The following is a 23,203-nucleotide window of genomic DNA, read 5'->3' on the forward strand; positions in this document are numbered from 1 at the left end:
ATCGGCCGCGGGTTGTTCTCGGCCGGTATCCGCTGTGCCACTGAAAGCGGAGAATATGCTTCACGCAATTGACGGCGACGTTGTCGAAAATGCTTTTGCCCGGGACGTCGTCCGCGGCTTATCCGCTGCTGTGAAGACGCTGCCGAGCCGTTGGTTATACAACGAGCGCGGGTCTGAGCTTTTCGAAGAGATAACGAGGCAGGATGAGTATTATCTGACGCGAGCTGAAACGTCGATCTTGCGAGAGCGGCAGCGTGACATCGCCGACTTTGTAGAGTCTGGCACGATTCTCGTCGAGTACGGGGCGGGAGCCGGCGTTAAGACGGAGCTCCTGCTGGCGAGCCTCCGTGCCCCGCGCGGCTACGTGCCGATCGACGTCGCCGACACCTTCCTTGCAGAAACGTCTAGGAGGATCGCTTCACGCTTCCCGTCGCTCTGGGTCCGCCCCGTTGAGCACAATTTCCTGGACCTGTTCGAGATTCCGTTTGGCGGCTCTGGTGACGGCAGGACAGGATTTTTTCCTGGCTCGACGATGGGAAATCTGAACTCGAGCGAGGCAAAGACCTTGCTTATGCAGATGAGGCGGCACCTCGGCGGCAACGGACGCGCCATCATCGGTGTCGATCTCCTGAAAAACGTGGATACGCTTCTGCGTGCTTACGACGACAGCGCGGGTGTGACGGCTGCTTTCAACCTCAACATCCTCGAGCGCATCAACGCCGAACTGGGCGGCGACTTCTGCTTGGAGAAGTTCAAGCACGTGGCGCGCTGGAACGAGATCGAGAAAGCAGTAGAGATGCATCTGGTCAGTTTGTGCGATCAGCGCGTGACCTTCTATGGGTGGACGTTCGATTTCAGAACGTCGGAATCCATCCACACCGAGAGTTCCCGAAAATATACCGCGGAGAGCTTCGAGCGGCTTGCCCGATCCGGCGGATGGAAGGTTGCCGAGCTTTGGCAGGATGCGGACGGGCTGTTCGGCATGTTCGGACTCATTCGCTGCTGAACAGCCGATGATGCGGACCATAAGGTCCTTCGAAACCCAATCGAGTTGCGGCGTAAAGGAAAGCGGCATGGAGCAGTCCCCCCAAATAGGCGACAGGATCACGGACAAATCAGGATCGCCCGATGACAGCACTGTCCGCGACTGGATCGGGCCGAAGGCATTCGGGCATTGGGCTGAGTTGCGGAAATGGATCGAGGCCAACTACCCCGGTGTCTTCGAGCCGGAGTGGCTCTTTCGCGGCAAGAAGCGCGGCTGGTCCTTGCGTTACAAGAAGTCCAGGGCATTCTGCACGTTCCTACCGGAATACAGGCTATTTTCGGTCGAGGTGGTCTTGGGGACGGCAGAGCGGGAGAAATTTGAGGCGCGGCGCTACGGGTGGCGCCCGCAGCTGATCAAGCTCTACGATGAAGCCCGAACATACCCCGACGGAAAATGGCTGAAAGTTGCTATCTCATCTGCAGTCGATCGGCATGACGTGACGGAGCTTTTAACTCTGAAGCGTCCTCCTCCACGATCGCCAGATTGAGACGCGCCGCGCCTCGGTGCCGAACAACAGCGAATTGGAGACGTTGGTCTCGCCTGCCGGCGGGCGAGGCGCGTTTGAGCGCTTTTCAAGGATGGTATTGGCGCCGCTTTCCGCGACGCCGTAACCACTCGTCGCTGCCCGTAGCCTTCGTGCCGGCCAAAGGCCCGAACGCACTCGGAGGAATCTTTCCCCGATGCATCCGAGCCTTGCGTCGTCTTCACACTATAGAGGATCCTCGGAGATCGCCGATGCGACCGGATAGAGTTCAGATCGAACCAGCCGGCGCAACGGCGGGAAAGTCCTTCGCGGGATCAACCACGTTGTTGAAGAAGTTCGTCAAAGAGTACATGGCCACCAATGCGACTATCTCGATGACGTTTGCATCCGTGTAACCAGCATCGCGGACAGCTTTCAGATCGACGTCACTAACTTTGCCACGGGTCTCGATGACTTTGCGCGCAAACTGAATGGCGGCGTCCCGCTTCGGGTCGCTGGCATGGCCCTTCCGAGCGAGAGTGATTTCATTGGCGGGCAGCTTGGCCATATGATTGGCCGTAAAGCTGTGAACCGTCAGGCAGTAGTCGCAGCCATTCACTTCGGAGACAGCGAGGCCGATGCTGTCGCGTGTCTTCACATCTAGCGCCTTGCTCAAGGAGCCGAGCAGGGCGGCCCATGAGTTGAAAGCGATCGGGCTTGTGGCGAACGTCGCCATCATATTTGGGGTGAACCCAATGTTCTTGGCGAACATATCCAGGGTCGGCTTCGAATCGGCCGGCACTTGTTCCGGCTTTAGCGCTGCAATTCTTGGCATCATAAGCTTTCGCAATTCGCTGGGTTCACAGATAATCAAACGAGATCCAACACATCAGCCACCGGACGGCGCGGCTTTTGCGGCCAGTTTCCCGGGCGCACGGCGCCTACCGACAACAACATGACCGGTACTTCGTCCTCGGTCAGTCCAAAATCTCGGTGCACTGCTTCGGCATCGAAACCGATCATCGGCGTCGAACCTAGGCCTAGCGAGCGGGCCGCATAGATCATCGCGGCCGCTCCGAAGGCGCCGGTGCGCACTGCTTCGTCGCGCTGGCGCTGCGGATAGTCCTTATAGAGATCGCGTGCGGGAATTTCCCAATCCGGTATCAATTTCGCCGGCATGATACCCGCCTCGACCACCGGCGCCAGCCGGTCCGGAATTACACTGGAATCAGCCAACTGGCCGCAGATGATAAAGGTAACAGCGGCCTCAGTGATCGCCGGCTGCTTCCAGGCGATCGGACTCAACCGAGCCTTGGCTTCAGGTGTGCGTACCGCGATGAAGCGCCAGTTCTGCAAATGAAAGGATGTCGGCGCAGTCGTGCCGATTCGCACCAGCTCGCGGATTTGGTCATCGCTCAAAGTGGCGGCTGGGTCATAGTATTTGGCGGAGCTGCGGCTCAGGATGCATTCGATGACGGCGTTGGTCATGGCGATTCTGTTGGTCATGGTGATTCCCGTGCGTTAGGGGACGACTTGAGATAGCGAGTGCTTTCGCTCTCTTTGCCGCGTGCATCGAATGTGGGTCGTTCACGAACGAACGCGGATGATCGTCTTGCCGCCGATGCGCTTTGTCGGTTTGAAGGCGGCGACGGCATCTTCGAGCGTCGTTACGTGGCCGATGTTCGTGCGCAGTCGCCCGTCCCGAACCCGCCGGACGATCTCACCCAGTTGGGCACGATCGGACTCGACGACGAAGTCGACCGCCAGGCCATCGGCGGGCCGCCCCTCGGCCGGCCCGACGATGGACACCAGCGTTCCTCCGGATCGAACCAGGCGCGCGGAGCGCTTCCCGATGTCGCCGCCAATGAGATCGAACACCAGATCGACTGGTCCGACGTCTTTTAGAGCGTCGTTCTCCAGGTCGACGAACTCATTCGCGCCGAAGTCGAGCGCCTTCTGACGGTCGGAGGCGCGTCCGGTGCCGATAACATAGGCGCCGGCCTCACGCGCGAGTTGCGTCACCATCGACCCGACAGCGCCGGCCGCTCCGTGCGCGAGGACGCGCTGCCCCGCCTGAAGGCGGCCGTGCACGAACAATCCCTGCCACGCGGTCAGCCCCGAGACCGGCAGGCTCGCGCCCACCGCGAAGTCAACGTCGCCCGGCAGCGGCGCGAGGTTGCGTGCCTCGATCGCCACATACTCGGCCAGTGTGCCATCGCGATACCAGTCCGCGAGGCCGAACACCCGCTGTCCCACCGACAGGCCCGTCGTGCCATATCCGAGAGCGGTGACCACTCCGGCGAACTCGTGCCCGGGAATCGACGGTGTTCGGTCACGATCGAGGCGATCGGTCCACGTCGAAGGCCACGACAGCTCGGTTCCAACGAATCCTGACGCATAAACCTGAACGACGACGTCGTTTATTGCCGGCCGCGGTTCGGGTCGCTCCACCAGCTTCATCCCGGCCGTTCCCGCAGCTTGGTCCGCCACGACGATTGCCCTCATCGCCAATCTCCTCGTGTGTGGTATGTCGCCATCTTCCGGTTTGCCTCGCGGGCGAACAAAAATACGATCGCGAAATTCGACGGTCCAATGACCTGTGGCTATGGAATCGATGCCATCGACGCGAAAGATCAAGGCGCGTCAGCAGCGAACGTCGGAACGAATGCCCCGCGAGGGAAGAGTTCCGGGCACTGAGGACGCAAGAAAGAGCTGCAATGCGGGTTTGAGCGATGCGCCGGTACGGTGATCGACGGCACGGGAGACGCTCAATCCGGAGTGATATTCGGGATCGGGAGTTGAGCCAGATCATCCTCGTAGCTGGCCTGAGTGCTTGGGCTGTGGCCGGTAGCAGGAGCGTCCAGGCGCGTGTTGATGGCGGCGCCGATGCCGAGAATCTTGCCAACGGGACAGAGGTTTGCGGCGTCCAGCAGGAGAGCGCGCTGATGAGCATCGAGTTCTCCCTCCAGCACGAGGGTGCGTGCGAACGAATCTCGTTCGCCCTGAGCGCCATGGCGGAAGCTGACGCTCACTTCCAGCCGCTCCAGCGGGAGTCTCTGGCGTCGAGCCTGAAAACGAATGCTCATAGCGGTGCATGCGGCGAGGGACGCGCTAAGGAGGTCGTAAGGATTGGGACCAGAAGAAATGTGGCCGACGCCATCCGGGCCGCCGACATTAAACTGGGAGCCGCCGACACTGCATACCAGTGCGCCATGATTGGTGGGATCGCTTGCGACAACAACTTCGCGGATATTGGTCATGACTCAGTCCCGATTGTTCGAATGATCGACCACCGGCTCTCGACGAGCGTGAACGCAAGCAGGCAACGCAGGACAAGTCTTGCAGATAGCGCGAGGTCTCAGCGCGGCGTCCGCTCCGGCCGGCGCGTTCAACAACTAAATCCGGCGACCATTCGGGTAAAGCTATCATGTCCATAACCGCCGGGAATGCTTCGGGAGTCGGTGCCGAAGCTCCGCGACGAGGAAATCCGTGAACCCGCGCGCCGGGCTTGACGATCTTTCGCTCGCGACAGCGCATTGACTTCCATCGAGCCAAGTCTCGGTCGAAGAAACAGCGCGCGGGAATGGAAATCATAACGGTCGGACATTTCTCAGTTCAAGGTCGGCGACATAGTTTCACCCTGCCGGGGCCGGAGTGGGGGGCTTGTGGGCGATTAGTGGGTGCCGGAATTCCCGACGTACTTGGGAAAACACTGCGGAGAAGAGAATGCTGCTGCCTCGTCGATCGGTTCCCGAACTGCGCGTGCCGACCCTTGCTCATGGCGACTTTGATCTTGCCGCCGACGCGCCGAATCTGTTTACGCTGATATGCTTCTACCGCGGACTCCATTGCCCGGTCTGCCTCAAGTATCTGCGCGAGCTGGAATCGCTCATACCCGAGTATGAGCGTCGCGGTACAAAGGTCATCGCTATCAGCTCCGACGTTCGCGAGCGCGCTCAGGAAATGGCAAACAAGGTCGGCGCCAGCTTGCGATTCGGATATTCGCTGCCGCTGGCGGTTGCTCGCAAGTGGGGTCTCTATATTTCGTCGTCGCGTGGAAAGACATCGATCAACATCGAGGAGCCGTCACTGTTTTCGGAGCCCGGCGTATTCCTCATCCGACCGGATGGTACTTTGTACTACGGCGCGGTTCAAACAATGCCGTTCGCACGTCCGCTGTTCTCGGAATTGCTTCAGGCGATCGATTTCGCTATCGCCAGGGATTATCCGGCGCGTGGCGAGTATGACGGCCCTCTCTGAGCGGCCGTCGGCTTAGCTACCGGCACAGCCGTGAACATGGAAGCCGCTGCGCGGGAGTCACTGTGTGATTCTCCGTTCGGTCCGGTGTTTCGGGTTTGTTTGATCTTGCCGGCTCTGACCGAGCGCGACTCGGAATTCTCCGCAGAATAGGACGTCGCGGTTTCGAGTGCTATGCGGCCTGCGGCATTCCTCGCTACGGCATCGAGCTCGCGCGGCGAGCGGCAATAACGACCGTTTATCGAGTCCATGGCGAGAGGTGATTTCCGTCGCCGGAATTGCAAGGCCATTCTCCAAAGCATCGTCGAGCCTGACCCTGCGGTTCTGCTATCAAAGCGCGGATCACGATGAAAGCTCGAGAGAGCGCAGTGGGTCGATATGCGAGGTAACGACGTAATCTAGATCGTCGCGCTGGGTTCTTGGAGAGACGGAAGTGAGTATGACTGATAGAATGGTGCGTCCGGCTCCGGCACCTCAGCTCGATCGCGGTTCGTTTTATCGCTTTCCACGATGCTGCGTCGCACCGATCGGTCTGCTGTTCGCGCTGGCGCTCGCCGGTTGCGACAAGAAGGCACAATCGCAGGAGGCCGCGCCTGCGCCGCCGCTGGTGACAGTCGCTCAACCGGTCAAGCGCACGGTCACGGACTGGGACGAGTTCACCGGCCGCTTTGAGGCGATGCAGGAGGTTCAGGTCCGTGCCCGTGTCGGTGGCTTCGTCAACAGCGTCGAATTCACAGACGGTGCGATCGTTCATGCCGGCGATCTGCTCTACATCATCGATCCGCGCCCGTTCGAGGCGGTCGCCTCACAAGCGCAGGGCCAACTCGACGACGCGCGGGCCAAGGCAGAGCTTGCCAAGCGTGAACTCGACCGTGGGCTGAACCTGGTCCAGACCAGCGCCGTTTCGGTGCAGGTCGTCGATCAGCGCCGTCAGGCCTTGCAGGCGGCCTATGCGGCCGAGACGCAGGCCGAGGGAGCGCTGAAGGCCGCGCAGCTCAATGTCGAATTCACCCACGTGTTGGCGCCGATCACCGGCCGCGTCAGCCGACATCTTGTGACCCCCGGCAACCTCGTGCAGGGCGCCGATAGCGGCGCGACGTTGCTCACCTCGATCGTGTCGCTCGATCCGATTTACATCTATTTCGACGTCGACGAGGCGACCTATCTGCGCAACAGCAAGCTGTGGTTCGAAGGCAAGCGGCCAAGTTCGCGCGACACGGCAAACCCCGTGCAAGTGACGCTGACCGGCGAGACGAAGCCGTCGCATGAGGGGAGGATGGACTTCCTCGACAATCGACTGGACATCTCGACCGCGACGCTGCGCAGCCGTGCCGTGATCTCCAACACGGATCTTTCGATCCTGCCCGGGCAGTTCGGCCGCGTCAGAATCATCGGATCCGCGCCTTACGAGGCGCTGCTGATTCCGGACGCTGCTATCGCGACCGATCAATCGCGCAAGATCGTTTTCGTGGTGAAGCGCGACAATACGGTGGAAGCAAGGTCGGTGGTGCTCGGGCCGCTCGACGACGGCCTCCGCGTGATTCGCGAGGGACTAGCGCAGGAGGACCACGTCATCGTCGACGGGCTGCAGCGCGCCCGCGTTGGCGCCAAAGTGACGCCGAAGATGACGCAGGCGCCTGCTCCCGACAAGAGCCCGGCGGGTGCCAAGCCATGAATCTCGGAAGGCTTTCCATCAACCAGCCGATCTTGGCGATGGTATTGTCGATCGTGCTCGTGATCGTCGGCACGATCGCTTACCAGACGCTGCCGGTCTCGGAATATCCGCAAGCGGTGCCACCGACCGTTACCGTCACCACGCAATACCCCGGCGCGTCAGCACAGACCGTGTCCGACACGGTGGCGGCCCCGATCGAGCAGGAGATCAATGGCGTCGAGGACATGCTGTATCTCTACAGCCAGGCGACCTCGAACGGCCAGCTCACCATCACCGTCACGTTCAAGCTTGGCACCGATCTCGACAAGGCCCAGGTGCTGGTTCAGAACCGCGTCGCGATTGCGCAGCCGCGGCTTCCCGAGGAGGTCCAGCGCAACGGCGTCGTAACCCGCAAGAACTCGCCGGACATCTTGATGGCCGTATTCGTGCTGTCGCCCGACGATTCGTTCGATCAGCTCTATATCTCCAACTATACGCTGTTGCAGGTGCGCGATCAGCTTTTGCGGCTCGACGGTGTCGGTGACATCCAGATGTTCGGGGCGCGCGACTACTCGATGCGATTGTGGCTCGATCCCGATCGAATCGCTAATGTCGGTCTGACCTCGAACGAGGTGCTCGCGGCGATCCGTGCCCAGAACCTGCAGATCACCGGCGGACAGCTCGCGGAGCCTCCGATCGCCGATCGCGCGCTCCAGCCCAATCTCACATTCACCGGACGTCTCAAGGACATCAATCAATTTGAGGACATCGTGGTGAAGGCAGGTTCCGACGGCCGTACCATGCGGCTGCGCGACGTCGCCCGCGTCGAGCTCGGCGCACTGTCCTACGCCACCAGCAGCCGCATATTGCGCAAGTCGGCCGTCGCAATGGTGGTGACACAACGGCCTGGGTCGAATGCGCTCGCCACGGCGAAGGCGATCTCCAGCACCATGGCACAGTTGAAGGAGAGTTTTCCGAAAGGGCTCGACTATAATATCGGCTACAATCCTACCGAATTCATCGCACAGTCCGTCCATGAGCTGATTAAGACGGTCTACGAGGCGATGCTGCTCGTGGTCATCGTGGTGCTGGCGTTCTTGCAGGGCTGGCGGCCCGCGATCATCCCCATTATCGCGATTCCGGTCTCGTTGGTCGGCACCTTCGCGGTGATGGCCGCGCTCGGGTTCTCCATCAACAATCTGACGCTGTTTGGCCTCGTACTCGCGGTGGGCATCGTGGTCGATGACGCCATCGTGGTTGTCGAGAATGTCGAGAGACACCTTCATCACGGTCTGAGCCGGCGCGATGCCGCGATTAGGACCATGGAGGAAGTCGGCGGCGCTTTGGTCTCCATCGCACTCGTACTCTGTGCGGTGTTCGTCCCGACGGCGTTCCTGGGCGGCATTTCGGGGCAGTTTTTCCAGCAGTTCGCCGTTACCATCGCGGTCGCGACCGCGATCTCCTGCTTCTGCTCGCTGACGCTCTCGCCGGCGCTGGCCTCGCAGATTCTGGTCCCGTATGAGGGAAGGCGGCCGCCGGCGCGCTGGAACCTTGTGGGACGCGGCTGGGACGCCTTCACGGGCTTGTTCAATCGCGTGTTCGACTGGCTGGCCGACGGCTATGCCGGCGTTGCCGACTTCGTGATACGGCACTCGGTGATGATGATCCTGATCTACGTCGCGCTGATCGGCAGTGCGGGCTGGCTGATCGTGACGACGCCGCAGGGTTTCATTCCCGCGCAGGATCGCGGCTATCTCATCGTCTCGGTGCAATTGCCAGGCGCCGCGTCGTTGGTGCGGACCGCCGCCGTGGTGCGCGAAATCGAGCGGATTGCGCTGGATACGCCGGGTATCATCCGTGTCGGTGCGTTCAGCGGCTTCTCCGGAGCGACGCGTACGCAGGCCGGCAACGCCGCGGCATTGTTCCCAGTGTTCGACGAGCCGGAGGCGCGTCAGAAGAAGGGATTATCGGCCGACGCGATCACGGCGGATCTACGCAAGCGGCTGTCGGCGGTTCAGGGCGCTTTCATCATCGTCATCCCGCCGCCTGCGGTGCCAGGCATTGGCACCGGCGGCGGCTTCGCCATCCGCATCCAGGATCGACAAGGGCGTGGTCCCCAGTTGCTCGCGGCCGCGACCGATGAACTCGTCGGTGCCGCGCGAAAGTCGCCGAATCTAACCTCCGTGTTCTCGCCGTTCACGGCGAATACGCCGCAGTTGTTCGTCGACATCGATCGGGTCAAGGCGCAGAAGCTCGGCGTTCCCATCGCCAACATCACCGACACGATCGAGACCTACTTCGGCTCGACCTACGTCAACGACTTCAACCTGTTCGGCCGCACCTATCACGTCACCGCGCAGGCCGATCTTCCGTTTCGCAAGGAAACATCCGACCTCGCGCGTCTGCGCACCCGGAACGCAACCGGCGACATGGTGATGCTCGGCAGTGTCGTCGACTTTAAGGACATCTCGGGACCCGATCGTGTCGCGCGCTACAATCTCTACTCGGCGTCCGAGGTGCAAGGTGAACCGGCGCCGGGCGTGAGCTCGGCGACAGCACTCAGCACCATCAAGGAGCTCGCAGCCCAGACGCTGCCGAGCGGCTTCTCGTTCGAATGGACCGATCTGTCCTACCAGCAGGTCACGGGTGGCAACGCCGGTCTCTACGTGTTCCCCATCTGCGTTCTGTTTGTCTATCTGGTGCTGGCCGCGCAATATGGCAGCTGGACGTTGCCCTTCGCGGTGATCCTGATCGTGCCGATGTGCCTGTTCGCGGCCACCATCGGTGTGAGGATCATGGGACAGGACGTCAACATCCTGACTCAGATCGGCTTCGTGGTGCTGGTGGGCTTAGCTGCCAAAAACGCGATCCTGATCGTCGAGTTCGCGCGTGACATCGAGCTCGAGGGCAGGTCGCGGCTTGAGGCAGTTATAGAGGCCTGTCGATTGCGCCTGCGGCCAATCCTGATGACTTCGTTCGCCTTCATCCTTGGAGTGCTGCCGCTGGTGGTATCGACCGGTTCGGGCTCGGAGATGCGCCAGGCCGTCGGCGTTGCTGTGTTCTTCGGCATGCTGGGCGTCACGCTATTCGGCTTGATCTTCACCCCGCTCTTCTATGTGGTCGTGCGCAACCTCGCGGAGGGTAAGAACGAAGGTAAGCCGGGTCAATCTGACGTGGCTGCGGCTGCGGCGGAGTGAACCGAGGTCGATTGCAAATGCGCGGTGAACCGAGGGTACTCCCGCGACTGTTCTCTGAAACAAGGTCAAGAATGATGATGCGCAGGGCGGCTCGCGCCGCCGTGGCGGTTGCATCGACGAGTCGATTGTCGGTTACGGGTGTTGGCGGTTGCGGCAAAGCCGTACGTCAGCGACGCGTTGTTGATCGCGAGCCGGGCCGGAGCGCGTCGCGCCAGATGCTCAGGTATACCCGTGAATTATCGCTTGCACCATCAAGCAAAGCCTTGGCTCGCCGCTCGTGGTCGTCGGCAAGTGCTTTGAGTTGAGCAGCAATCACTCGGTCCGTCATGGCTTTAACGGAGCGAAGCAAGGTCCGAGCAGTCCTCAAATATTCCTTGCCTCGTCGTGAGATCTGAAGTGTCATGACGCCCTCGCGCGGTTGTCGATGGCTGATCGAAAGCGACGTGCAACCAGCTCAACTAGTTGTGGGTCACCCCGCCGACGCGCCGTGAAACGATCGACGCACCTCGGACATCTCGGCCTGCGATCGCTCAAACGGAATGCCGGCCTTGGCCGCTGTCGGGGGCGGTGGGCGACTGGTTGCAGATTGAGTTCGGATCAGTTGAAAGAAAAGTCACCACTCGCCATGGTGTCGATAGCCGACCGTTATCGGAGCCGCTCGGGCGCGTGGGGTTCCGTGGTGAGAGAGCGGAACTCGTCCTAAGAGGAGTTCGATCGAGCGGAACTCCGGGCCCTTTGCGAAATGGCTTCGATCCTCGATCGCGCGATCTCCGCAATGATAGCTTCAAAGGCGAATTTCACGGCAATGCTGCTCGCTATCTCGGCGAGGAGGATCCGGAGAGCTGTGTCTTGCCTGGCTGGGGAGCTGCTGGCATTTCCCTGACAATCGAGTACGATTTCGCAGGCTTGGAGAAAGGCCGCTCGCGCGACGCCTGAGTCTGACAGATGGTGCAGCAGTCGCTGAACGTCACGTACCCGGAAGGTTGCTCCCAGGTGTTATGGGAGGATGGCGATCGCGCGTTCAGCCGCGGCTGGCGATTGGACGAGAAAGGCAACCGGCTCGCGGTATTGCGTGTTACGTCCGCCGCGGGCCACCCGTCCCGGTCAACACCCGATCCTCTTACTCACGAATACGATCTGAAAGATGAGCTCGACGGGGCTTGGGCGGTGCGTCCGCTCGCTCTCATGCGCGACGCGGGTCGGATCGTGCTGGTGCTCGATGATCCGGGCGGCGAGCCGCTCGACCGTTTGCTCCGTGGTCCGATGGAGATAGGACGCTTCCTGCGCTTAGCCATCGCTGTTGCCTCGGCCTTAGGCAAGCTTCACGAGCGCGGGCTCATTCACAAAGACATCAAGCCAGCTAATATTATGGTGGACTGCGCAGATGGACACGTGCGGCTCACCGGCTTTGGAATCGCATCGCGTCTCTCCCGCGAGCGGCAAGCGCCCGAGCCGCCCGAGACCATCGGCGGTACACTCGCCTACATGGCGCCCGAACAAACCGGGCGGATGAACCGCTCGATCGACGCCCGCAGCGATCTCTACTCCCTCGGGGTCACGCTGTATCGGATGCTCACGGGCGTGCTGCCTTTCACGGCAACCGATCCGATGGAATGGGTGCATTGCCATATCGCGAGACGACCGGCATCGCCCAGCGAACGATTGAGAAGCCTCCCGGCCTCGGTCTCCGCGATTATCATGAAGCTTCTCGCCAAGACCGCTGAGGAGCGTTACCAGACAGCTGCAGGTGCCGAGAGCGATCTACGGCGTTGCCTTGCTGAATGGGAAACCCGAGGCGATATCTATGAATTTCCGCCCGGGGAACATGACACTCCCGACCGACTGCTGATCCCCGAGAAACTGTATAGTCGGACAGCCGAGATCGATACCCTGCTTGCCTCCTTCGACCGCATCGTTGCCGGAGGCAGGCCGGAGTTGGTGCTCGTTTCCGGATACTCCGGCATCGGCAAGTCCGCGGTTGTCCATGAATTTCATAAACGACTTGTTCCGACGCGCGGTCTTTTTGCATCGGGCAAGTTTGATCAATACAAGCGGGACATTCCGTACGCTACCCTTGCACAGGCCTTTCAGAGCCTGATCCGCCCTCTCTTGAGCAAGACCGAAGTGGAGCTGCGGCAATGGCGGGAGGCGCTGCTCGCGGCGCTCGAGCCGAACGCTCGGCTCATTGTTGATCTGGTTCCGGAATTGAAGCACATCATCGGCGAACAGCCACCGGTACCCGAGTTGCCGCCGCTGGATGCGCAGGGCCGCTTTCAGCTGGTGTTCTGGCGATTTATCGGGGTGTTTGCGCGTCCCGAACATCCCCTCGCCCTGTTCCTCGATGATCTCCAATGGATTGATGCGGCAACGCTCGATTTGCTTGAGGATTTGTTGATCCGGCCGGACGAGCGAAACCTGCTGTTAATCGGCGCTTACCGCGACAACGAGGTCGATCCCATTCACCCGCTGATGCGCAAGTTTGAGGCGATGCGCAAGGCTGGGGCGATATTGCATGATATCGTGTTGCCTCCCCTAAACTGCGAAGAGCTGGCACAAATAATCGCGGATTCCATTCACAGCGAACCAGAGAGAATTATGCCGCTGGCACAGCTGATCCACGAGAAGACGGCCGGCAATCCACTTTTCGCTATTCAGTTCATTTCCGCGCTCGCCGACGAAGCATTGCTTACTTTCGATTACGGCGAGGCGCAGTGGAGCTGGGACCTGAATCGCATACACGCCAAAGGTTACACCGACAACGTGGTGGATCTTATGGTCGGGAAGCTAAACCGTCTGTCCGCCGAAACGAGAAACACATTGCAGAGGCTCGCCTGCCTGGGCAACGACGTGGACTTCGGCACGTTGCAGATCATTTGCCGGAATTCCGAGGAGGAGATGCATGGCCAGCTTTGGGAGGCGGTGCGAGCAGGGCTGATCTTTCGTTCGCAAGTTTCATACAAATTTCTCCACGACCGCGTCCAAGAGGCGGCCTACTCCTTGATCCCTGAGGATTTGCGTGCCGAAGCCCATTTACGAATAGGAATGCTGCTCGCGGCGCAGACCACTCCAGAAAAGCTGGAGGAGACGATCTTCGAAATCGCAAATCAGCTCAACCGCGGCTCGCATCTCATCAACTCAATTGAGGAGCTTGAGCGGGTCGCCGAGCTAAATCTCATTGCAGGTAGACGGGCAAAGACCTCGACGGCGTACGCCTCGGCGCTGAACTATCTGGTCTGCGGTGTGGCCCTGCTGCCGGGGAACCCTTGGGAGCGCCAGCACGACTTAATCTTCGAACTGGAGTTGCATCGGGCCGAATGTGAGTTCCTCACTGGCGCATTGGCAGAAGCCGAGCATCGCCTGGCCGAGCTGTCGGCCCGTGCCGCAACGCCGATCGAACGAGCCCGCGTCACGTGCCTGCAGGTGGATCTTTACACGACCCTGGATCGGGGCAGCCGCGCGATCGCAGTCGGTCTCGACTATCTCCGCCACCTGGGCATCGACTGGTCGCCGCACCCGACGCAAGATGAGGCTCGACGCGAGTATGAGCGGATCTGGTCCCAACTCGGCTCCCGCACGATAGAAAGCCTCATTGATCTGCCTTTGATGAGCAATCCGGCATCGCTCGCGACCCTCGATGTCCTGACGAAGCTCGGGCCGCCTGCCCACTATACGGATGTGAACGTGCGTTCGATGGTCATCTGTCGAGCAGTCAATCTCAGCCTCGAGGGCGGCAATTGTGACGGCTCGTGCTACGCCTATACGGTGCTTGGCAGAATCGCTGGACCGGAATTCGGCGACTACGAGGCGGGCATTCGATTCGGCCGTCTCGGCTATGAACTGGTCGAACGGCGCGGGCTAAAACGCTTCCAGGCCAGGACCTATTTGAACTATGGCTATCTACTCATGTTCTGGACGATGCATGTCCAGGAAGGGCGTGATCTGCTGCGGCGCGCGTTTGAGACTGCAAACCAGATCGGTGACCTCACTTTTGCGGCGTATTACTACACCCACTTGAACACGTATCTTATCGCGGCCGGCGATCCGCTCGATAACGTGCAAGTCGAGGTCGAGCATGGTCTCGCGTTCGCGCGCAGCATGCGGTTCGGCTTTGCGATTGACTCTATCGCAGGCCAGCTCGGGCTGGTTCGGACACTCCGCGGCTTGACGCCGATTTTCGGTCGCTTTGACGATGGGCAGTTTGACGAACTCCTGCTGGAATCCCGCTTCCGCGGGAACCCGGATCTGGCGTTGGCCGAGGGCTCGTATTGGACCCGCAAGCTTCAGGCACGCTTCTTTGCCGGCGACTATGCGGGCGCCCTCGAGGCCTCATCGAGGGCGCAACAGCTGCAGCCGACATCGGCGTCTTTCTTCGAATGCGCGGAATATCACTTTTATAGCGCGCTCTCCAGAGCAGCATCCTGCGAGTCCGCGGCGGCGGGCCAATGGCAGGAGCATGTCAGTGCACTGGCGGCGCACCACCGACAGCTCGAGGTCTGGGCGGCGGCTTGCCCGGACAACTTCGAAGACCGCGCCGCCCTTGTCGGGGCTGAAGTTGCCCGCATCGAAGGCCGAACGCTTGATGCCGAGCATCTTTACGAGCGCGCTATCCACTCGGCACACACGCACGGCTTGGTCCACAATGAGGCGCTCGCCAACGAGATCGCCGCACGCTTCTACTCCGCACGTGGGTTCGAGAAGATCGCGCGGGCTTATCTGCGGGACGCGAGGTGCGCATACATCCTCTGGGGAGCCGGCGGAAAGGTGCGCCAACTCGACGAGTTGTATCCGTACCTCAGAGAGGAAAAGCCGGTTGTCGGTGCCACGAGCACAATTGGCGCATCCCTCGAACAACTTGATCTAGCTACCGTTATCAAAATCTCGCAAGCCGTATCGGGCGAGATCGTATTGGAAAAGCTGCTCGACACGTTGATGCGCACGGCGATTGAGCACGCGGGTGCCGTGCGAGGTCTGTTGATCCTTGCGGCAGGTGATGGGTATCGGATCGAGGCGGAAGTCACGACCAGCAACAATGCGGTGACCGTCGGCCAGCGACCGGCAAGTGTAACCGCTGCAGATCTGCCGGAGTCCATCCTCCACTACGTGATCCGGACGAAAGAGAGTGTTCTTCTCCACGACGCTTGCACTGCCGCAAACCCGTTTTCCGCCGATGAATACATTCATCAGCGTCATGCCCGTTCTATTCTCTGCCTGCCGTTGCTCAAACAGGGCAGGCTGGCCGGCGCGCTCTACCTCGAAAACAACCTGACGGCCCACGTCTTCACGCCTGACCGCGTCACAGTGTTGAATGTGCTTGCATCGCAGGCGGCGATCTCGCTCGAAAATTCGAGGCTTTATCGCGACATCGAAGATCGTGAAGGCAAGATTCGGCGTCTGGTCGACGCCAACATCATCGGGATCATCATTGCCGATCGCGAAGGTCGAATTCTAGAGGCGAATGACGCGTTTCTGCGCATCCTAGGATATGACCGTGAGGACATAGTCTCGGGACGCGTGCGCTGGACGGAGTTGTCCGCGCCCGAATGGCGCGAGCGCGACGTATTGACTCTGGCTACACTCAACTCGACCGGAACAGTTCAGCCTTTCGAGAAAGAGTATATCCGGAAAGACGGCAGCCGCGTTCCTGTGCTTATCGGCGCCGCCCTGTTCAAGGAAGGAGGCGACGAGGGCCTCGCATTCGTGCTCGATTTGACGGAGCGCAAACGTATCGAGGAGGCGCTTAGCCAAGCACAGAGACTCAGTCGCACCGGCAATTGGATCTACGACGCGACCACTATGCGTTACCTTTATTGGTCGGATGAGAGTTACCGGATCTGGGGATTTGATCCGCAGCAGGGCCTTCCAAGTCGGCAGAGTATGTGGCAGCGCATTCACCCAGAGGACCGCGATCGTGTATGGACAACGGTTCAGGACGCCGTGCGTGAAACGACAGATATGATTGCCGAGTTCAGACTCCTCCTGCCTGATGGAAAAATCAAATGGGTCGAGGGAACTAGCTATCACGTGTTTTCGCCCCGGGGCACTCTGGCCGAGGTTATCTCCACAACCGTCGATGTGACGGAACGAAGACGGGCGCAGGACGAACGTGAAAAGCTGCGTCAGCTTGAGTTGGACTTCGCGCACATGAATCGCGTGAGCATGATGGGAGAACTGGCGGCTTCGCTGTCTCACGAAATTCTGCATCCGATCGCTACTGCTCGTAACAACGCCCGCGCGGGGATGCGATTTCTGGAGATGAGACCGCTAAACCTGAACGAGATCAGGGAAGCGCTCGCCTGCGTTGTGAGGGATGCGGACCGCGCCAAAGATATCGTCGGACGGATGCGCGATCACATCAAGAAGGCACCGCTGCGAAAGGAGCGCTTCGATCTCAATTCAGCCGTCAATGAGGTGATTGTACTGGCGCAGAGCGTCATTCACAGGAACAGCGTTTCGGTCCACACCCAACTCGCCGATGGACTGCCCCTGGTCATGGGGGACTGCGTTCAGCTGCAGCAGGTTTTGCTGAACTTGATCCTGAACGCAGCGGAAGCGATGGGCTTGGTCGAGGAAGGGCCGAGAGAGCTATTGGTCAGTACCGAGGGGGATCAGACTGGCACCGTTGTAGCCGTACGGGATTCGGGGCGGGGCATTGATCCAGAGCATCTCGATTTGGTCTTCGACGCCTTTTACACCACGAAGTCTGGTGGGATAGGGATGGGCTTGTCGATATGCCGTTCCATCATTCAAGCGCATGGAGGCAAGTTGTGGGTAGAAGCTAACGAACCTCGCGGCGCTTTATTTCAGTTTACGCTGCCGGCGGACAACGGCTCATGAATTGTCTTCAGTCGGCGTACCCGGCCGTAGAGCCGAACGCACACATTGCTCGAGAATGCCGTCGTCTACTGGCTTGCTAAGGTAGCAAACGACCCCGTCCTTCAGAGCCCGATCCCTGACGGCCGCATCGGGGTAGGCCGTGACGAGGATTGTCGGGATTGCATATCCTGCATCGACTAAATGCCTGTGCAACTCGACTCCGGTCATTCCGGGCATGTTAACGTCGGTGACCAGGCATGCGGTTTCAGGCAGAGCATGCGATGCTAGGAATTCTGCCGCCGAGGCAAACGCTTCGACGGTATAGCCCAGCAACGTTACCAGTTTTCGCATTGACTCTCGATGGGGCTGATCGTCGTCGACGATGGATATCAGTGTACGGTGCAACATTGCGCTACCAGGCATCTCCGCCGGTCGGCGAAGCAGCGCCTCGCGCTGCAAGCAACCTAGTGTCACGGACATTCCTCAATAAGGCAATGTCGGCGTTCCTAAGCGATGGTTTAGGCGTACGGCCATCGCCTTAAGCAGAATATTCTGTTCATCTGAGCAGATCGTGCGTAGGGTGTGCCCGAAACGGCAAAATGGTCTTCCCAACGCGGGATACCGGGAATGGTCGAGGCGAATCCCAGTGTCTTGGTTATCGATGACGATCCCGAGTTTCGCGATTCGGTGGCGCGGCTGTTGCGGACAGTCGGCTTACATACTCGACAATTTTCGTCCGTTCCGGAGTTTCTCAAGGCCGATCCACCAGACGGTCCTACTTGTCTGGTGCTCGATGTAAGAATGCCTGGGCGAAGTGGTCTCGACCTTCAGAGCGAACTTGTCGCCGCAAACAGGCAAGTGCCGATCATCTTCATCACGGCGTACGCCGATGTGCCGATGACTGTGCAGGCAATGAAGGGCGGTGCGATAGAATTCCTTACGAAGCCATTCCGTGATCAGGACCTGCTCGACGCCATAGATGCCGGACTCACTCGCGATCGCGCCCGACGCGAGAGCGACCGCCTCGCAATCGCTCTCAGGCGACGTCTCGACACACTCAGTCCCCGCGAGAGTGAGGTCATGCTCCATGTCGTGGCGGGCCGCCTGAACAAGCAGATCGCCAACGATATCGGCATTGCCGAGTCCACGGTGAAAGTGCATCGCACCAACCTGATGCGGAAGATGAAGGCGCGTTCGGTTCCGGAGCTCACCAGGATGGCGGATCGGCTCGACATAAGACTAGAGCAGTCCCGGAATTCCTGAGATCGCGTCCCCCGCATGTTGCTGCGTCGCTGATTTCCTTCTTTGGAGCTCCTAACCGCTCCTTGGATTCGAGGGCGCGCGGTTTGCACCGCCGCCCCTAAGCGATCGCTTAGGATGGCCAGCGAAAAGCGAGCCTCATCATACCTCCGACCAATCGACCGCAGCTCCGCAAGCCATCAACGTTTGGTCGTCGAACAGACACCGAGGTCGTGTTCTCACTCTTGCAACGACCGCGAGCGTCCGGATCCGGGCAGGGCGATGCGAGGCTCATCGGTAGAAACAGCCGCACCTTGACGGAGAACAGACAGCCCATGGAGCTTCATCAGGTTCGCTACTTCCTCGCCGTCGCGTCGACGCTCAACTTCACCCGGGCGGCCGAACATTGCAATGTCACGCAGCCTGCTTTGACCAAGGGAGTGCAGAAGCTCGAGCAGGAGCTCGGCGGCCAGCTGATCTACCGCGAACGCCAGCTCACGCAGCTCACGGATCTTGGAAAGGAAGTCCTTCCGATGCTGGAACGCACATTGGTGTCGGCCGAGGCCGTGCGTCGCAGGGCTCAAGAGTTCCAACGCAAGGAAATTGCGCCGCTGACGATCGGCCTTGCCCCATCCATCTCGGCATCGCTCGTCCTCGATTCAATCGCGGAGATCGCAAAGCTCGTCCCGGGACTTCATGTCGAGCTGCGCGAGGACGCGTCGCAGAAGCTCATCGACCTCTTGCTTGAGGGCGAGATCAACGCCGCAATGGTCGGCGACGTGCAGGACGTGCCCGCCCGCATCGACGACTGGTCGCTGTTCGAGGAGCGTTATGTCGCAGTTCTCGCGCCGACACACCGGCTCGCAGATCGCACCTCGATCGGTATCGATGACCTCCGCGAGACAATCTTGCTGGAACGCGTCGGATGCGACGTCACGCCGAAGATCCAACGGTCATATTTTCCCGAAGAGCCGCTCCATCTCGGCCATTGCAGCGGTCACGATTTGCACTTGCAGCACATGGCCGCCGCTGGCTTTGGCGTGATACTCGCGCCGGAGCACATGCCACGCCTTCCGACGCTCAAGGCCATCCCGCTCGAAGGCGACCCGGTCTTACGGGAGGTGCGGTTACTGGCTGTGCAGGGACGCTGCTACTCACCTGCGCTGGACGCCTTCGTCAAGTACGCTCGCCTTCGCGACTGGTCGGTCGTTCTTCGCACGGCGGGTCGAGCCCGGGAAAGCAGTGGAGTCCGTGCGGCTATTGGCGCCTCTCGCCCGAGTAGCCCTGGGGCGCCACAGACGAAGCGAAGCGCGACGACGCGGCAGGTGACAACGCGCGTGGCGGAGTGGCAGGGGCCGGCGTGATGCGCAGACCGTCTTCGTTTGGTTGAGCGTGAGAGCACGTTGTGGAGCGCTGAGAACCGAAGCGTCCGGTCATAACGATCATCTATCAACTCGATGGCAAGAGGTCATTTCCCTTGTCGGCATTGCAACGTCACTCTCCAAAGGCATAGTCCGATCAATCTTGGAGTCAGGCGCCGCATCAGCAGCTGGTGTTGATTGAGCGATCCGAATGGTACGAAAGAAAAGATTCTAATGTCCCACGAAGCCTACGATTTTGTCATTGTTGGCGCGGGCGCGGCCGGCTGCGTTGTCGCGAGTTATCTCGCTGTACACACCGATGCGTCGATCGCGCTGATCGAAGCGGGTGACAAGGATGGCGATCCGTTCATCCACATTCCAGCAGGCTTTGCGAAGATTCTGGCCCACGACCGGCATGTCTGGAAGTACGAGACGGTCCCCCAGCACGGGACCAGGCGAGCGTATCGCTCAGGCAAGGTACTCGGCGGCGGCTCCTCGATCAATGCGATGTGCTACGTTCGTGGTCAGATTCGTGATTTCGCTGCGTGGCAGGATGCCGTCGGCGACACCGGTAAATGGTCGTATGAAGATCTGCTTCCCGTCTTTATGGCGCAGGAGAACAACGACACCTTCCACGACGAATATCACGGCATCGATGGTGGCCTGGCGGTTCAGTTGCCCAAAGGCATCAATAAGCTGAACCAATATTGTCTCAAGGCGTTCCAGGAATATGGAATTCCCTATAATCCCGACTATAACGGCAAGACCCAGATCGGCGTCTCGCCGGTGCAGTCGACCGTCGGAGATCAGCGCCGTTGCAGCGCGGTCGACGCTTATCTGCGCCCACACCTCGCCGCGGGGCGCGTGACACTTCTCACCGGCAGGACCGTCGCTCGCATCCTCGTCGAGAACAAGCGGGCTGTCGGCGTCGAGTTCTTGGACAAGAGCCTGAAGAGCATCAGGGCCAACGAAGTTGTTCTGTCGGCCGGCGCCGTCCATAGCCCGACGATCCTCATGCATTCGGGCATCGGGCCGGCCGCGCAGCTGAGCCAACACGGCATCGCCGTGAACGTCGATTCTCCGGAGGTAGGCGAAAATCTACAGGATCACCCGATGGTACCGGTCCGTGTCTATGTGAAGGGTGATCTCGGCTATCAGGCTGCGGCGCAAGGTCTCGGCAGCGTGAAGGCGGGGTTGCGCTATCTCGTCACGAAAGACGGCCCAGCGTCGGGTAATGGGATCGAGACGGTGACACACTGGAATCCATCCGATTTCGCCGCAGAACCTACGATCCAATGCTATCACGCCCCTATTGTCTTGAACGAGCAACTCGGTCCGGCGGGCGATCGTTCGGGCATTACTTTCGAACTCGTGGTGCTTCAGCCCAAAAGCCGCGGCTGGGTGCGGTTGGCCGACAGTGATCCGGCGTCAATGCCCCTCATCCATCCTAACTTCATTGGTGAGGAGGGAGACCTGAAGGCCGCGGTGGAATCGGTGCGCGCGATTCGCAAGGTCATGGCCCAGGAATCATTGGCCTCGGTCATAGAGGAAGAAATGGATCCCGGCCCGGGCATCAACTCGGACGCCGAGATCGGTGAATGGGTGAAGCGTGTCGTGACGACAATGTGGCACCCGGTCGGAACTTGTCGGATGGGCCGAGATGCGCGAGCGGTGGTTGACGCGAGGCTCAGGGTTCGCGGCGTCGATGGCCTCCGCGTAATCGATGCCTCGATCATGCCGAACATCACCAGCGGCAATACTAACGCTCCGACCCAGGCGCTTGCGCGCTACGCCGCGAGGATGCTGGTCGAGGATCTCTAACGCACCTAAAGGAAGATCTGGCGCGAGAGAGGCTGATCTCGCCCACGTCTGCTTGGGCTCTGCGCGATCGGGTTCCCCGCGGTCGACATCTTTCTGGTCGATACCATGTCGTCGCTACAGTTCGCGGCCGCCTCACGTTGTGGGGCGGATCGTTACACCGGCTCATCGTGCAGCCGGCGGCATACGTAGCATCCATCATAAAGTGCATGGCGGCTGTGATCGGATCGCGCCTTATACTCAGATATCTGCTTTGCTCTTCCTGGCCGTCCGCCGATAGTCGCTCGGATCTTGATTGTACGCTTTCCGAAAGGCTCGCACAAAACTTGAACGGCTTTCGTAACCCGCATTCAGAGCAACGACGTCGATCGGCATCGAGGTTGTCGTCAAATCGATCGCAGCCTGGCGCATTCTCAAGTCTCGCAGGATGGCTATCGGGGATTGCCCAAAGATGTCCGAAAAACGCGCCATGAAGGCCGAACGGCTCAATCCTGCGCCGTGTGCCAAGCTTTGAACAGAATGGGCGGCTCCCGGCCGTGCCACCATATCCGCAAATGCACGAGTGATTTGCCTATCGGAAAGTATCGAGAATCGTTCGGTCCACCGCTGGGATGACTTGAGTGAACGCCGCACCAGCGAGACGACGATCTGTTTGAGCAGAGACGCCGTCATGGCTCCGACGCCGACCTCCTGCTGTAGCAGTTCGTCCATGGCCTCGCGAAGCTTGAGATCGATCCTGTCCGCCGGCTCGAATTGCTCGATCACCGGTTCGCGCAGTTCTCCGAACAGCCTCACGGATTGACCAAACGATGCGTTAAAAAAGCCGCATACCTGGACGATTTCGGGGTGCCCGTCCGGCACTGCGACGCGGAGGATGCCGTCTCGACGAGTCCAGCAGTCTCTCGAAATGAGCTGCGGCAGACCGCTTCCACCATCAACCTCGATCATGAGCGGAGTGTTGGGCGGCACAATGATGAGCAAGTGAGGACTCAACGGTATCGTGGGTTCACCGTTGATTGATATGCGTCCCGTGCCGCTTAGGTTGTAGTGGATTCCAGGCACGTCAATCGTCCCGAATTCAACTCGATGGCCGCGCGGCACCAAAATCTCAGTCAGTGCGATGACATCGATGTCGAGCGCTTGCATCAAATTGTTGAGGTCTGTTGTAGACAATTTGACAGTGGCCCCTGTCCGCCGTGCACCGTTCTGCTCGACGAGAGTCTGCTTTTGATTCGCTTTCGAAGTGGGCATGATCGTAGTGGTTCTTTAGTGCCAGTTACCGGCACATATAGTGTTCCCGAAGCCCATTCTCTTGCGGTCAACGGGGCATCGTCATGCTACTTGTACGACGGTACC

The 23,203-nt window shown here is 60.1% G+C and carries 15 protein-coding genes; 9 read left to right on the forward strand and 6 right to left on the reverse strand.

Annotated features, from left to right (window positions below; all coding sequences use genetic code 11):
• Positions 1 to 55 precede the first annotated feature (55 nt).
• Together egtD and JQ627_RS24510 are read left to right on the forward strand one after the other, a co-directional pair.
• Positions 56 to 1,006, forward strand: coding sequence for an L-histidine N(alpha)-methyltransferase (gene egtD, locus JQ627_RS24505; protein ID WP_212486657.1), 951 nt, complete (start codon positions 56 to 58; stop codon positions 1,004 to 1,006).
• Between the two features lie 67 nt (positions 1,007 to 1,073).
• A complete protein-coding gene (locus JQ627_RS24510) occupies positions 1,074 to 1,532 on the forward strand; it encodes a DUF3788 domain-containing protein (RefSeq protein WP_212486658.1) in 459 nt (152 codons plus the stop codon).
• A gap of 265 nt (positions 1,533 to 1,797) precedes the next feature.
• Here the strand turns inward: JQ627_RS24510 and JQ627_RS24515 are convergent, their stop codons facing one another.
• The 4 genes from JQ627_RS24515 to JQ627_RS24530 all read right to left on the reverse strand — a co-directional run bounded on the left by JQ627_RS24515 (position 1,798) and on the right by JQ627_RS24530 (position 4,768).
• Positions 1,798 to 2,343 carry a carboxymuconolactone decarboxylase family protein gene (locus tag JQ627_RS24515; RefSeq protein WP_212486659.1) on the reverse strand — a complete coding sequence of 182 codons (546 nt, stop codon included), beginning with the start codon at positions 2,341 to 2,343 and terminating at the stop codon, positions 1,798 to 1,800.
• 35 nt (positions 2,344 to 2,378) lie between these two features.
• Entirely contained in the window at positions 2,379 to 3,014 is a 636-nt protein-coding gene (locus tag JQ627_RS24520) for a nitroreductase family protein (RefSeq protein ID WP_249143326.1), read from the reverse strand.
• A gap of 81 nt (positions 3,015 to 3,095) precedes the next feature.
• Complete coding sequence (locus JQ627_RS24525) at positions 3,096 to 4,013, reverse strand: NADP-dependent oxidoreductase (protein ID WP_212486660.1); 918 nt, start codon at positions 4,011 to 4,013, stop codon at positions 3,096 to 3,098.
• Between the two features lie 263 nt (positions 4,014 to 4,276).
• A complete protein-coding gene (locus JQ627_RS24530; protein WP_212486661.1) occupies positions 4,277 to 4,768 on the reverse strand; it encodes an OsmC family protein in 492 nt (163 codons plus the stop codon).
• 466 nt (positions 4,769 to 5,234) lie between these two features.
• Between JQ627_RS24530 and JQ627_RS24535 the strand changes: the two genes are divergently transcribed.
• From JQ627_RS24535 to JQ627_RS24550, 4 genes are all read left to right on the forward strand, one after another.
• A complete protein-coding gene (locus JQ627_RS24535) occupies positions 5,235 to 5,768 on the forward strand; it encodes a peroxiredoxin-like family protein (RefSeq protein WP_212486662.1) in 534 nt (177 codons plus the stop codon).
• 448 nt (positions 5,769 to 6,216) lie between these two features.
• Positions 6,217 to 7,440, forward strand: coding sequence for an efflux RND transporter periplasmic adaptor subunit (locus tag JQ627_RS24540; protein WP_409363814.1), 1,224 nt, complete (start codon positions 6,217 to 6,219; stop codon positions 7,438 to 7,440).
• A complete protein-coding gene (locus JQ627_RS24545) occupies positions 7,437 to 10,616 on the forward strand; it encodes an efflux RND transporter permease subunit (protein WP_212486664.1) in 3,180 nt (1,059 codons plus the stop codon). The genes JQ627_RS24540 and JQ627_RS24545 overlap by 4 nt, the downstream gene beginning before the upstream one ends.
• Positions 10,617 to 11,561: 945 nt before the next feature.
• On the forward strand, positions 11,562 to 17,450 hold the full coding sequence (locus JQ627_RS24550) for an AAA family ATPase (RefSeq protein ID WP_212486665.1): 5,889 nt from the start codon (positions 11,562 to 11,564) through the stop codon (positions 17,448 to 17,450).
• Here JQ627_RS24550 and JQ627_RS24555 read toward each other — a convergent pair.
• Positions 17,445 to 17,852, reverse strand: coding sequence for a response regulator (locus JQ627_RS24555; RefSeq protein ID WP_312015807.1), 408 nt, complete (start codon positions 17,850 to 17,852; stop codon positions 17,445 to 17,447). The genes JQ627_RS24550 and JQ627_RS24555 overlap by 6 nt on opposite strands.
• Positions 17,853 to 18,056: 204 nt before the next feature.
• Here JQ627_RS24555 and JQ627_RS24560 point away from each other — a divergent pair, with 204 nt between their 5' ends.
• The 3 genes from JQ627_RS24560 (at position 18,057) to JQ627_RS24570 (ending at position 21,850) form a co-directional block, all read left to right on the forward strand.
• Complete coding sequence (locus JQ627_RS24560) at positions 18,057 to 18,692, forward strand: response regulator transcription factor (RefSeq protein ID WP_212486667.1); 636 nt, start codon at positions 18,057 to 18,059, stop codon at positions 18,690 to 18,692.
• A gap of 311 nt (positions 18,693 to 19,003) precedes the next feature.
• Entirely contained in the window at positions 19,004 to 20,032 is a 1,029-nt protein-coding gene (locus JQ627_RS24565) for a LysR family transcriptional regulator (protein ID WP_249143328.1), read from the forward strand.
• A 231-nt stretch (positions 20,033 to 20,263) separates the two neighbouring features.
• Positions 20,264 to 21,850: a GMC family oxidoreductase gene (locus JQ627_RS24570; RefSeq protein ID WP_212486668.1), complete on the forward strand. Its 1,587-nt coding sequence runs from the start codon at positions 20,264 to 20,266 to the stop codon at positions 21,848 to 21,850.
• A 237-nt stretch (positions 21,851 to 22,087) separates the two neighbouring features.
• Here JQ627_RS24570 and JQ627_RS24575 read toward each other — a convergent pair whose 3' ends face one another.
• Positions 22,088 to 23,098: a helix-turn-helix domain-containing protein gene (locus tag JQ627_RS24575; RefSeq protein WP_212486669.1), complete on the reverse strand. Its 1,011-nt coding sequence runs from the start codon at positions 23,096 to 23,098 to the stop codon at positions 22,088 to 22,090.
• Between the last annotated feature and the right edge of the window lie 105 nt (positions 23,099 to 23,203).

It is taken from the genome of Bradyrhizobium liaoningense (assembly GCF_018130785.1).
Lineage (GTDB): Bacteria > Pseudomonadota > Alphaproteobacteria > Rhizobiales > Xanthobacteraceae > Bradyrhizobium > Bradyrhizobium liaoningense_A.